At 46.4% G+C, this 13102-nt stretch carries 12 protein-coding genes; 9 read left to right on the top strand and 3 right to left on the bottom strand.

The features are described 5' to 3' along the window. Positions 1 to 293: 293 nt before the first annotated feature. The gene (locus tag ACFORK_RS22420) at positions 294 to 521 is read left to right on the top strand and encodes a hypothetical protein (RefSeq protein WP_379203187.1); all 228 of its coding nucleotides are present in this window, start codon (positions 294 to 296) and stop codon (positions 519 to 521) included. A gap of 222 nt (positions 522 to 743) precedes the next feature. Here ACFORK_RS22420 and ACFORK_RS22415 read toward each other — a convergent pair whose 3' ends face one another. Next, positions 744 to 1139: a VOC family protein gene (locus ACFORK_RS22415; protein ID WP_379203185.1), complete on the bottom strand. Its 396-nt coding sequence runs from the start codon at positions 1137 to 1139 to the stop codon at positions 744 to 746. A gap of 165 nt (positions 1140 to 1304) precedes the next feature. On the opposite strand from ACFORK_RS22415, the gene ACFORK_RS22410 reads away from it, so the two are divergent. The 8 genes from ACFORK_RS22410 (at position 1305) to ACFORK_RS22375 (ending at position 10170) form a co-directional block, all read left to right on the top strand. Then, positions 1305 to 2705, top strand: coding sequence for a hypothetical protein (locus ACFORK_RS22410; protein WP_379203183.1), 1401 nt, complete (start codon positions 1305 to 1307; stop codon positions 2703 to 2705). A 274-nt stretch (positions 2706 to 2979) separates the two neighbouring features. Further along, positions 2980 to 4602, top strand: a complete 1623-nt coding sequence (locus tag ACFORK_RS22405) for an ABC transporter substrate-binding protein (protein WP_379203181.1) — start codon at positions 2980 to 2982, stop codon at positions 4600 to 4602. Continuing rightward, on the top strand, positions 4599 to 5588 hold the full coding sequence (locus tag ACFORK_RS22400; protein WP_379203179.1) for an ABC transporter permease: 990 nt from the start codon (positions 4599 to 4601) through the stop codon (positions 5586 to 5588). The genes ACFORK_RS22405 and ACFORK_RS22400 overlap by 4 nt, the downstream gene beginning before the upstream one ends. Then, positions 5585 to 6439, top strand: a complete 855-nt coding sequence (locus ACFORK_RS22395) for an ABC transporter permease (RefSeq protein ID WP_379203177.1) — start codon at positions 5585 to 5587, stop codon at positions 6437 to 6439. The genes ACFORK_RS22400 and ACFORK_RS22395 overlap by 4 nt, the downstream gene beginning before the upstream one ends. Beyond that, on the top strand, positions 6439 to 7197 hold the full coding sequence (locus ACFORK_RS22390; RefSeq protein WP_379203175.1) for an ABC transporter ATP-binding protein: 759 nt from the start codon (positions 6439 to 6441) through the stop codon (positions 7195 to 7197). The genes ACFORK_RS22395 and ACFORK_RS22390 overlap by 1 nt, the downstream gene beginning before the upstream one ends. Continuing rightward, entirely contained in the window at positions 7194 to 7967 is a 774-nt protein-coding gene (locus tag ACFORK_RS22385; RefSeq protein ID WP_379203173.1) for an ABC transporter ATP-binding protein, read from the top strand. The genes ACFORK_RS22390 and ACFORK_RS22385 overlap by 4 nt, the downstream gene beginning before the upstream one ends. Continuing rightward, the gene (locus tag ACFORK_RS22380; protein ID WP_379203171.1) at positions 7964 to 9028 is read left to right on the top strand and encodes a pyridoxal-phosphate-dependent aminotransferase family protein; all 1065 of its coding nucleotides are present in this window, start codon (positions 7964 to 7966) and stop codon (positions 9026 to 9028) included. The genes ACFORK_RS22385 and ACFORK_RS22380 overlap by 4 nt, the downstream gene beginning before the upstream one ends. Further along, a complete protein-coding gene (locus ACFORK_RS22375) occupies positions 9025 to 10170 on the top strand; it encodes an amidohydrolase family protein (protein ID WP_379203169.1) in 1146 nt (381 codons plus the stop codon). Before ACFORK_RS22380 ends, ACFORK_RS22375 begins: the two co-directional genes overlap by 4 nt. 66 nt (positions 10171 to 10236) lie before the next feature. Here the strand turns inward: ACFORK_RS22375 and ACFORK_RS22370 are convergent, their stop codons facing one another. Both ACFORK_RS22370 and ACFORK_RS22365 read right to left on the bottom strand, forming a co-directional pair. After that, the gene (locus ACFORK_RS22370) at positions 10237 to 10956 is read right to left on the bottom strand and encodes an SDR family NAD(P)-dependent oxidoreductase (RefSeq protein WP_379203167.1); all 720 of its coding nucleotides are present in this window, start codon (positions 10954 to 10956) and stop codon (positions 10237 to 10239) included. A gap of 185 nt (positions 10957 to 11141) precedes the next feature. Further along, entirely contained in the window at positions 11142 to 12893 is a 1752-nt protein-coding gene (locus ACFORK_RS22365) for a sulfatase family protein (RefSeq protein ID WP_379203165.1), read from the bottom strand. Between the last annotated feature and the right edge of the window lie 209 nt (positions 12894 to 13102).

Below are 13102 nucleotides of genomic sequence, written 5' to 3'. Positions count from 1 at the left end.
GGTCTTCAGGCTTTTCGAACAGTGTTTGAGTCGTATTCCTTTTTACTGTAATTTTTTTCTATTGCAGTGATACAGGATTAGCTCTGGAGTCCGTTATCTTCCTGAATGGCTGAATTTAAAGGCAATAAGGCCTCTGGAGTCCGTCTTGAAGAAGTGAGTACTAATTTTAAGGTAGGTCCGAGTATATTCGTTTTTATTTTTCGCATGTGATAAATGTCATCGAAAAGATATAATTAAAATTTGAATAATAAAGGAGAGAGAAATATATTTAGAGGATCACTTGCAGAAGGGGTGTGGGATCGTTGGCAGCCAGCCGCGAATCTGTGGAACAGGATTTTATGATTGAACAATTGAAAGAGGTATTTCAAGTTACGGTATTATGGTCCGAAGGGCGTGCATGTCTGGAGTATGACACCGAGGAGCAATTGCAGAAAGTATCAGACTATGTCAGAGAACATTTTGACAGAGATCTCCTAGATGTATTCTTTACAGCTGTGGAGAGCCTTCCTGAGGATGAATAATAAGATTGAAGGAATATACTCCATATGGAGTTTAATGAAGCTTAATGGCTTACAAGAGTAGCTTTTTACGGGATAGCTGGGTGGTTTTTTGGATGCCAGTAAGGTCGAATAATGATTGATTCCTACTATGTAAGTAGCAAAAGAAAAGACACCCGGCAAGGTGTCTTTTTCAATTCCATTTAAGCGTATTTCACCACTGTTGCATGTCTAACGATTCAAAGGCTACTTTGCATGCTCGTCCGGCTGATGAATACCAAAAGTATTTCCTTCAGTGTCTATATAATACCCTTGCCACGCCATTCCAGGCAGTGCATACTTGGGCAACGCTAACTTGCCACCAAGACTAAGAATTTTGGATTCAGTGGAATCGTAATCTCCCACCCCAATAGTACAGGCATATCCATTTATAGGTTGACCAGGCTGGGGTGAAGCCCCTTGACGTTGCATCAAGGCCCCATTAATGCCGAGTTCATTTGCATCTCCTGTCGTAGCTCCCCAATAAGGCATGCCAGCATAATTACTCCAATCCTCAAAGGTCCATCCAAATACCTCGCCATAAAACTTTTTAGCACGTTCCATGTCATCTACATGAATTTCGAAATGAACTAGTCGACCCATAATCTCCTCCTATTTTTTGACTTCCTGTATTTCCCTCTTATTATACTTTCCTATTTCGCTAAAAATATAAAATTGAATGGAAAATCGATGGCTAGGCCTTGCGTGAGTGTCGTTATTCTCGTTAGGATAATGCTATATGTTTAAATCGGAGAGGAGCTGAATGGATTGAAACTTAACCAAATAAATATCGCTGTTGAATTGTCCAAGCTTAGCAAAGACGAACTGGTAACCTTACTTGTCAACTTTTCTGAAGATATTGATGAGGTGAAGCGGTCGCTTTCCTTGAGGTTTATGGATGACGATGATAAGAGCAGTTTTAATGAATATAAAAAAATTATTCGCTCCTCTATCAAACAAAATTCTGATCGCTATGGCTTCGTCGCGTATCGTTATGTTAGTTACGCTGTAGTTGGTGCCGAACAAGTAATGGTCAAAGCAGAGGATGCTTTGGAGGGCGGAAAAGCTATCCGTGCTGCTGAAATTTCGTTTTGCATTATGCACGAGATGGGGAATTTGCTGCAGAAGTGCGATGATTCCGGTGGTATTGTCGGAGATATGATACAGGCGTGCCTGCGCTTAGTTCGTAGTGTGACTACCGATATTGAAGAGAACGACCCGAAGGTAAAGTCGAAACTGTTTAAATTGCTTTTAAAAGAGGCAGGCCATTCAAGTATTAAAGGGTGGAGTGATTGGCAACTGTCACTTTTGGAAAGTGCTGTTCATGTGATGACAAGCTCTGCGGAAAAGGATTTATGGAATGATACCATTAAAAAATTAGTGAGCGAGGAAGATAATCACTTATCGAAAAACAGCTATTTTCTTGAACACTCAGCTTGGCTGTGGTATCAAATCATTGAAAGGTTCGACGGCGTAATCCAAGCACAACATTATTTACAAAGTCATCTTGAATATACGGTTTTTCGGAAAAAAGCGATTGAACAAGCAATCCAGAATCAAGACCTTGATAAAGCGCTACAACTAGCTAAGCAAGGAGAAAAAAAGGATAGAGCAAACAGATTTCATGGTTTAGTGGACGAGTGGAAGGCTTATCAATATGAGATCTATGGACTTACTAATCAATTAGAAAAGCAAATCGAAATTGCCGAGGAGTTTGTGTTAGACGGCGAATATCTGTATTACTCGCGTTTGAAAGGATTATACAGTGCGGATGACTGGAAAATTGCCTACGAGAGACTTTTGAACGAGCTGGACAAGAGCGACAGAAGTTGGAGTGCAGACTCATTATATAGACGTGTACTTGTTGAAGAGAACGAGACGCAGAGATTGCTGAATTATGTTAAAAAGAATAAGCGTGCTGTGTTAGAGTATTACCCGCATCTTGTTTCTAAGTATGCTGATGATGTTTTCGCATTGTTTACACAACTTATTTCGGAGGAAATTGCCGTATCATCGAATCGGAAAGAGTATCAAAAAGTATGTGGAATGATTCGCCATCTAATCAAAGCCGGTGGGAAACTTCAGGCCCAAATGATAATTGAACAGTTATGTAATGATTATCCGAAAAGATCCGCTATGATAGATGAGTTGCGAAAGATAAAGGTTTAGACTATATTTTGAGGAATGTTCCTTTGAGCAGATCACGTGTATTCTTTGGGAGCATTCAGCACACAATAATCAGTAAAGACACCCTTTAAAGGAACCTATTTCCTTTTAGCAGGCTGTGTGACTATAAGTGGTTAGATGTTCTGCTACAACCCTACAACGGCGAGGGTTTAGCACCTTTTTTTGGGATTTAATTTTGTTTGACAGAAGGGGCACATTCATACATAATCTATTCATACTAAGCGCATATGTTTTACTGCATAAGAGGGGGATTGACATGTCAAAGTTTAATGCATTTCAAAGAAAGAAGTCGTTCTGGGTTGGATCTTTAGTGGTTCTGTTAATGGTTGTTCTGGCAGGATGCTCCGGATCGAATAATGAAGCGGCTCAAAATACAGGTGCTAATCAAAGCACGAACCAAGGCGCGGATACAAGCAAAAACACAGAACCGCCCGCAACTGGTGGAACGTTCACTTACGGACGTCCGGCTTCAGTTACCTCGTTTGACCTGCACAATCAGATTACTGCAAATAACGCTTTTGCAATAGATAAAGTTTTTGAGCCACTGGTTGCGTTTGATAGTGAAGGAAAGATTGTGGATTGGCTAGCCAAGTCACATAGTATTAGCCCAGATGGCTTGACCTATACTTTTGTTCTGCGTGATGGGTTGAAATTCTCTAACGGAACTGAAGTGACTGCAGAGGATGCAGTGTTCTCCATTCAGCGGCATTTGACTGTGGGTGGCCCTCTGGCTATCGCGGCACAGGTTGCTTCTCTTAAGGCCGAAGATGCCAAAACGTTAGTAATTACACTAAAAGAGCCGTACACGCCATTTATTTCCGAGCTGACGAATTTCTCCAACGGTATTCTGCCTAACAAATTTGGCGGTGTAACTGAAGAAGAATTCTTTAAGAACCCTATAGGTACTGGTCCGTTTGTCGTTGAAAAATGGGACCCAGCGGGTGATCTGACGTTCAGCAAAAACCCTAACTACTGGCAGGAAGGCAAGCCATACATCGATAAGCTTGTCTACAAGCTGATTGAAGATGATAGCCAAGCAATCAACCAGCTTAAAGCGGGTGAGGTAGATGGTATTGAGACGCTTGCGCTTGGAAATGCCAATGAAGTGAAGCAAGGTGCTGATACGACAGTAGCGACTAACGGCAGTTGGGTAACGGAGCAGTTGTTCTTCAATACACTCGATAAACATTTCTCTGATGTCCATGTTCGTCGTGCCCTGGCGTTGGCCCTGGACCGTGATGGATTGACCAAGGCGCTTACCTTCGGTTATGCGCAGGTAGCGAATTCGCTATTGCCACCAGCCATCCCTTATAACACTAACGATACGATTAAAGCACTCAACCATGATGAGGCCGCAGCTAAAGCAGAGCTTGCCAAGTCGAAGTTCCCTGATGGCTTCACTACGAAGTTGTTGGTTGCTTCCGGAAACAGTACAAGAGCGCAAGAGGCACAGATCATTCAGGCTGCTGCTAAAACCATCGGTATCAATATTGAGATTGAATCGGTTGAGCTAGCTTCATTCCGTGAGCGTTTCTTTGCTTATGATTTCTCGGCTATGCTTAACAGTGGTCAGGCGGATTCTCCTGAAGCTAACTCGATCCTTGCCTTCCAGACCGATCCGAACGGTTTCAGCAAGTCTTATTGGACACATTACACGAATGATGAAGTGACCAAACTTCTGATCCAAGGCCAAAAAACACTTGATGGGGCAGAACGTGGAGATATTTACGCCAAGCTTCAGCAGATTCTTGCGGATGAAGTGCCTTACATTCCACTGTACTATCCAGATATTATTACTGGTGTACGTTCTTCCGTAGAAGGTCTGGTTGTGCTTCCTAACGGCAGTCTTCGCTTTGAAGATGTTCGTATTAAAAAATGATTAAATCTAACCGTTTATTCAAAAAATTTGCCGACAACGATTCACCGCGCAGGTGGCTCGTGCTTGCTCTCATAAGAGCGGCAGCCGTTATCACCTGTGTGGTGGCGGCTGTCTTTTTCCTTATACGGATTGTGCCGGGAGATCCTGCCAAAATGATCCTCGGGGAACACAGCACGCCTGAAGCTATCCAAGCCTTGCACCATTCACTTGGGCTGGATCTCCCGCTATGGGAGCAGTTCACCCGATTTGTACAAAATCTTTTCACACACGGCGATACCGGGGCTTCCATTGCTTGGGGAACGTCGACTAGAGAACTGATTGCGGAGCGCGCTCCGGTTACACTCTTGTTGATTGTGATGGCCAGTGTATTGGCAATAATAGTGGCGCTTGTGCTAGCTACGCTTGCAGCGACGAATAAAGACAAACTGCTGGATCATCTGATACGTATCTTTCCAACGATCACGCTCGGTATGCCGGTCTTTTGGGTAGGCTTATTGTTGATTTTGTTCCTGAGCGTTCGCCTGGGCTGGTTCCCGGTAGGGGGAGTTGGGGAAGGCGTGGCTGGAACCTTATACAGTCTCACACTTCCTGCGATTACCGTTGCCTTCTCACAAATTCCTACCCTTGTGCGGTCCTTAAGAGCACAGATGCTGGAAGTGTTGGAATCGGATTTTGTAGTCACCTTGAAGGCGGCGGGAATTCCTAACCGGGTGATCCTGACCAAGCATGTGCTGCGCAATTCTGCGCTGCCTACATTGATGCTGCTTGGCGTAAATATTTCTTATCTGATCGGCGGTACCTTGGTCGTTGAACAGGTGTTTGGTATCAAGGGGATAGGCAGTCTGCTATTCTCAGCAATCTCCAAACGGGATTTTCCGGTCATCCAAGGAATAGCTCTGTACTGTGCGATATCTGTGGTCATCATCAGTCTTCTGGTCGAGATATCCTCCTGGCTGCTTGATCCCAGAACGAAAGGAAAACAATGAACACTACACTACTGGACCTACAGCAAGAGAATCAAAGTGTCCTGAAAAAAATACTGAACACGCCCTCTCTGCTTGTCGGGAGTATTATGTTTTTACTCCTCATAGGCATAGCTGTATTTGCGCCGTTCATTACTCCCTTTGAGCCTTCCGAGCAGAATCTGTACGCGATTTTGCAGCCTCCTTCCTCGGAGCATTGGCTGGGGACAGACCAGCTAGGACGCGACTTGTTCACGAGACTGATCTATGCGGCACGGACGGATTTGAAAATCATGGTGCTGGCGGAGATCATCCCTTTTTGCACAGGTATCTTTCTGGGAATGCTGGCGGGGTATTACGGCAAATGGGTGGATACCGTTATTTCACTAGTGACCGATACTTTTATTGCGTTTCCCTTCTATTTAATTGTTATTATCGTGGCCTTCGCTAGTGGCGCAGGTCAAAAAGGTATATACATCACCTTTATCTTGGTGGGCTGGATCGTCTTTGCCCGTGTAACGAGAGGCCTAAGCGCATCGTTTCGCAAGCAGGAATGGGTTGCTTCTGCCCAAACGATGGGAATTCCAGGGGTGAAGATCATTCTGCGGCATCTTTTGCCCAATGTATTGCCTCAGGCCGTGGTCGTGTTAATGACCGATATGGTTGGCTTGCTTGTGGCGATCGTCACATTAGGTTATCTGGGTATCGGTATTGCACCGCCAACTCCGGATTGGGGAACGATGATTTCAGACGGACAATCCTTCATAACTACAGCCTGGTGGCTATCAGCTGTTCCAGGAATTGCGGTTGTATACACAGGGATCGCGTTATCCCTTGTGGGTGATGGCCTGGCAGACCTATGGAGGAGAAAATAATGGCTACAAATCCCATTTTGGAAATAGAAAATCTCTCGCTCGCTACGTCCTCAGGCAAACCATTGGTCACCAATGTGAGCTTCTCTCTTGGAAAGGGCGAAAGCTTGGGACTTGTCGGTGAATCTGGCTCAGGCAAATCGCTCACTTTGCGTTCCATCTTAGGGTTACTTCCGCGTGGGGTTGAGCAAGTGGATGGAGCCATCCGGAGTGATGTGAGAAGCGCCATGATCTTTCAAGATCCCAGAGGTGCTCTGGACCCGCTTTGTCCGGTGGTTAGGCAGCTTGCCGAGGTAGTTTACTACAGACAGAACGTGAGTCGGAAAGCTTCACGCACCATTGCTCTGGAGTTACTGGAGATGCTCGGACTTCCCGATTCCCTGAAACAGAAGGATCGGTATCCGAGCCAATTGTCGGGCGGTCAATGCCAGCGTATTGTCATTGCTATAGCTCTAGCATGCAAGCCAGGTATCCTCTTGTGTGATGAGCCGACGACTGCGCTTGATGTTACTGTACAGAAGCAAATTATTGACACGATTACGCGTCTGCAACAGGAACTGGGCTTTGCCATGGTTTTTGTTACGCATAATCTGGCGATTGCTTCTTCGATGTGTTCTACGCTATGCGTGATGAAAGAGGGGCAGATCATCGAACGCGGCGAATCTTTGCCTCTTCTGCAAAACCCGCAACATCCGTATACGCAGATGCTGATCAATTCGGTGCTACCTTTGCCGGAGCTTGAAAGGGGTGCGGGTGCATGAAGACAGCCTTGCAGATAGAAGACCTAACAGTGAAGTATGGTGAGTTCACCGCACTGGATAAAGTAAGCTTAGAAATACAACCGCATACTACACTTGGTCTCGTAGGCGAATCAGGTTCAGGCAAATCTACGCTCGCGCGGGTCATTGCGGGGCTGATTGCTCCTAGTAGCGGACAAGTTTCGCTGGGTTCCCAAGTGTTAGGGAAGAAACGCAGTCGGGAGCAGCATAAGGACATCCAAATGATTTTTCAGAACCCGGATTCCTCGCTGAATCCGAAGCATACGATCCGGCAAATTCTTGCCGAAGGGCTGCTTTTTCACAAAATTGTGGATCGTGCCGGTGTGGAACAACGTTGTAAGGAGCTTCTGAACCGTGTTCATCTTGACGAAAGAGCCCTCGGTCGATATCCGCACCAATTCTCTGGCGGTCAGCGTCAGCGGATCGCGATCGCCCGTGCCTTAAGCGTGGAGCCAAGTGTGATTATCGCTGATGAACCTACGAGTGCGCTTGATGTTTCGGTACAACGTAGTATGCTTGAACTCTTTAATACGCTCAAATCGGAGCTTAATCTTACAATGCTATTCATCTCTCATGACCTGGGAGTTATACATGCGATAAGCGATATTGTGGCTGTTATGCGTAAGGGGAAGCTTGTGGAGATCAATCCCAAGGATCAATTCTTTTCACGCCCTGAAACGTCATATAGCCACGAGTTATTGTCCGCTGTCCCCAAAATGCCAATATCCAATACAGCAGGAGGTTTGTCATGAATCAAGTTCATAAAGGATATTCGCCACTTACGATCTCGGAGTTCGAAACGCTCACTCAGTTGCTCTCTAGGCTCCTATCCACAGAAGAATCCCCGGTTATCATACCGGGCGAGGCCATCTTGGGCATTGAGGCTATCGCAGCAGGTATCTCTGCTCCCGGCCGTAAAATTCTGAATGTTGTGACCGGTCCCTATGGGGATATTTTCGGAAAATGGCTGGAGCGCGGTGGCGCAGAAGTGATTGAGGTTAAAGTACCTTTTGATGAAGTAGCCACTGTAAATGAAGTTGCTGCCGCAATCGAACACCATAAACCTGGCGCAATTTCTTTTGTTCAGGGAGAAGCGGTCACAGGGGGTTCTAATCCAACCAAAGAAATACTGGAGCTCGCGCGCCGTTCTAACCTAATCACCGTGATCGATTCCGTGTCGGCCGTCGGGGCTGAACCGGTGCTTATGGACGAGTGGGGCATTGATTTTGTAGCCATTGGTGCGCAGAAAGGGCTGGCTGGACCCAACGGGGTCAGCGCCGTAGGTGTGTCCCAGCGTGGCTGGGCGTTCCTGGAGTCCAACGAACAAGCGCCGCGCAATTCTATTCTATCGTTGCTTGATCTTAAGCGTCCAGATAACAGTACAGCTCCTGTGCGTGTTCCGGCTAACATTCCTACGTTAGAAGCCAGAGACCTTATTGTATCTCTAGAGCTTATTGAGCAAGAGGGCTTGGCCGCGGTCAACCGCCGCCATCAGTTAGCAGCATCAGCTATGATTGCTGGCGTAGAGGCTTTGGGGCTCGAACCGTGGCAAAGAAATAGCACTGGGTACTCCTCGCTAACCACAACGGTACGGGTTCCTGAAGGCAGTAATCTCCATATCGACAAGCCGATTGGGATTGTTGCTCCTGGAGATGGAGTATTGCATGATAAACTCTGGCGCATCAATCATTTTGGTGCGAATGCCAGTCAGCAGGGCGTTGAACAAGCGCTTGTGACGCTGGCAGGATTTGTGCAAAAGGATCCTTCCAAGGCCATTGCCGCCCAAAAAGCAATTTGGGAGAATGCAAAATGACCAATGGAACTCAACAAGACCAGATTTTTAATAATATTTTTATTGCCGGGACTCAAGGAAAACGATTCGATATCACGATACGTGCCGGCCGGTTCTCATCCATTGTCGAGTCTAATTCGCCGGATGCCCGGGATGCTAGCTCAGGCAGCGATTTATGGATCAGTCCTGGTGTGATTGATCTCCATACGCACTTGGCATGGACCGATTTCGATCATGATGACCAATTGAAGCGTGATGCCTTGGAGGTAGAGGTGCTGCAAGCCCAAGCCTTTGAGGCAACGCTCCGTACCGGGGTGACTACAGCACGTGATGCGGGCGGACTTCTGCCGAGTGTAGTGAAGCATATTGCGCAGCAATATAATCAGCCTTTAAGCGTACACACCTGTGGCGATATGCTGGGTGCCGGAGATGCAAGGGGGATTAAGCATCTGGAGCAGCGGGTAAGTGATATTATCCGTTCCGGGGCAACCTGGATTAAGATCCTGGCCACGGGCGGACTGGGAGCAGCGCCGGATACAGTGCTGAACCCAGCGTTTTCGGAGGAAGAATTCGCTTATATTGTGCGTACTGCCCATGCGCAGGGCGCCAAAGTATTGGTTCATACCTGGGGTGGACCGACAGTCGACTGGTCTATTGATGCAGGCGTCGAGTCTGTTGAGCATGGAATGTATTTGACTGAGGCACAAGCTTATCGGTTGGCTCAGTCTAAGACAGCGTTCGTACCTACGGCCTCTATCTATCGGATTGCCGCAGACCCTTCCGGCGTGCTTGGCCTGCCTGAAGTCATTCGGGATCGGGCCGCACGCGCTGCCGCAGCTCACCCGCAGGCGATCAGCTATGCCAAAAAAGCAGGCGTACGCATTGGTTTTGGTACCGATTATGCTACACCTGCACTCCACGGACACAACCTCGATGAATTGGATGTATTAATCGACTGTGGACTAACACGTGAGGAGGCATGGCAGGCAGCCACGTCGTCCGCCGCCGACATTTTGGGATATGGTGACAGCTTGGGACGTGTCCAAGAAGGCTTCACTGCCGATGCTATTCTTTTTAATGCAGATCCGTATCAGGCATCAAGCGCAGCAGACTTACAGAGAAGTATTGTATCCGTCATTAAGGGAGCTGCGAGGCTGGAATAGTCAGGCACTCTTGAAAATAGACAAAGAAGAAGCTCCTTGGGAATCTCCAAGGAGCTTCTTCTTGCATCACGCATTCGTGTCCAGCATGGCTGGCATATGAATCTCCTTCACACATGACGCTTTAGATAGAGTGATCACACATTTTACGAGCGAAACAATATCTTGAACTGGAATCCTGGCGCCATCATACAATGAAATTGCTTTGTCCGCGCCTTCCTCGTAAGGAATTTCTGCGGCAATTTCTCCGGGATTGATACAGGTGACGGCGATACCGTATTTCCTGGTGTGTTCACGTAAAGCACTGCCAATCCCGCGTAATCCGAATTTGGACGCTACAAAAGTCACTTGGTCATTATTCGTATGATCGAGTCCAGCTGTGGAACCGATGAGGATGATTTTCCCGTTGTCCGATTGCATCAAATGGGGTAGCAGCTTCTGGATGCAGGTAATGGGTGAGGAGAGATTGACCTGAATCATCTTTAGGATCTCCGTTGGATCATCTTGCTCAAAATTGTACTGCTCTGTAAAGCCTTCCTTTTCCCAAAGCCCCACATTGTAGATCAATACATCAAGCGGAGTTCCTTCCATCTCAGCGGCTATCTTCTCAGTTGAAGAGGGTAAGGATAAATCAGCCTCAATCCAATAACGGTGAATGCTGTCGTTCAAATCTACGCTTGGCGGACGAGTTCTGGAGACGATCCAGACACGGTCACCGTTCTCTGGCAAGCCTTTTACGAAGGCGTCTCCCAAACCTTGGCTCGCGCCGAAAATTATATAATTTTTCATATGTCCTCCTGAATTGAAAATAATCGAACACACTTATCCGCTGGAAAGTTGTTTATAAAATACTTCATAGACGGAACTTTGTAAACAAAAATGTTTATAAAGTTTAATAATTAACAAAAAAAAGCGGCCCAAATGGGTCGCTTTGCTATTTCTATAAATCGCCTATGGCAGAGTCCAAAGGCGATTTATATCGTAGGCTGGGAAGGGTAGAGACGTTTTCTTTTGCGTTGCTCCTCCAATAGAGACATCATGATTTGTTGAACCTCTTTGGTTTGCTGTGTGGCAAGTGTGGGGTGTGCGAGGTTATTTGCCTCCAGAGGGTCTTCTGTCAGATTGTATAATTCATATTCATCAGGAACTGGCTCGGTTTTGGTTGATAGAACCCATTGTTCGGGGTTGCCGCCCTCACCGGGCTGTACAGTAACATCCTGAACCCCCGGCTGGCTCCAGAATTGACTATTATCAAAATAGCGGGAGAACTTCCAGATATGCCGTTGTTTCCCCTTATAAAGAGGGGCGATGACGGTCTCGATGTGGTTAGGCTGTATAACCGAGGCATACGGTTCGCCTAATAGATTGACCTGATGCTGTCCGCGTGTAACATCGTCGTCAGTCATGAAATAGAGCGGCTCATCGGTAGGGGAGATTGCCTTATTTTCTAAAATTAAAGGGGTAAGGTTGCGTCCGACTAAGGGGCGGGTTTCGCTAAATTTGTGCTGTAGATCCCGCTGAATGTCAGTCAGGTTCACATTCGCTAATCCCAGCATGGTCGGCAGCAGATCTAAATGACTGGTCAGCGTGTGGACATTTTTCTGCTCCGGGAATAGATGCTTGTTATGAATAAGAAAAGGAACATGAAGGAATTCTTCATAGGCGCTGTACCATTTTTGATGGAGATTGCCGTGAGACCCCAGTAGATCACCGTGATCCGATGTGAAAATAACAATGGTATTGTCATAAAAAGAGGAGTGAGTCAGCGCCTTGAATACTTTGAACATTTGCCGATCGGCATTTTTTTGCAGCTGATAATATAACTGACGGTAGAACGGACCATCGCTAATAGGTTGGAGTGCCTTCGGGTATAAATCTCTGTAGCTAGCTTGGCAGCCCGGTTTTGTGTTTAGTTGTTCGTTTAGCGTCGGAGGAGGGGGAACGTCCGGTATGTTATCGATCTCAAATTTAAAATTAGGAAGTCTTGCGGAAATATCTCCATAGAGCACAATGTCGTGCGGGTTCACAAAGGAAGAAACGATTAACCAGGGGGAGTCATTATGGTGCGGTCCGCAGTTTTGGTCTAACACTTTGATTAGTTCAACAGTCTCTTCTGCGTAGACTACATCTCGCCCACTTAATCCAATAGCAGCGGAAGAGGCGGAGTTGCGAGGGTTTTTGCCTACAGGATCAGGGCCAACCCAACTGGAAAAGCCGAAGTCATCTAAGCGGTTGGCATTCAGATAGAGCTCTGTCCATCCCTGGTCGGGTACTCCGGTTAATGGATCATAGCTGGGCAGACTGTTATGGGTACCGGGAGCAATGATATCCTCATTGGATATATGCCATTTTCCTTTATAGTAAGTCTGATAGCCGGCAGCCCGGAAGTAATGCCCCATTGTAGGTACGGTGTTACGGTTCAACCAGAACATGTCGGAGTCAAAGGATTCTTTGGCTATGCCGACCGTTTGGCTGACCCCATGCAGGGATGGATACTGTCCTGTGAACAATGTTGCTCGGCTAGGGCAGCAGGCGGTGCTCCCGATATAATGCCTATGAAATTCCAGGCTATGAGCCTTCAGAAGTTCCTGGGTAACGAGATTCTGCTTGCGCCATTCTTGGATTTCTTGACTCTCATAAACAGGAGGATAACGCTCTTCATCCACTAGGAATACAAGGAAGTTAGGTTTTTTCATAGGTAGGGATGACACTGGGTTAATGTTCATGGGTTACACTCACCTTTGGTTAGGATTTACATTTTTCTTATATGGAACATCCTATGTGTGGCTTGTTTCGAATATCCTTGGAACATAAAGATTAGTTAGTGAAGGAATTCTTGCTCAACTAGGAACAATGATTGTGAAAGTAGGAATGTTTGAATGATATTATGCTAATTTTCGCCTAAAATTAAGGATGAAGTATTTTATTTTATAAA

It is taken from the genome of Paenibacillus sp. GCM10012306, assembly GCF_042649265.1.
Classification (GTDB): domain Bacteria; phylum Bacillota; class Bacilli; order Paenibacillales; family Paenibacillaceae; genus Paenibacillus_AQ.
Note: the sequence above shows the minus strand (reverse complement) of the source record. Positions and strands in the feature narration are given on the sequence as shown.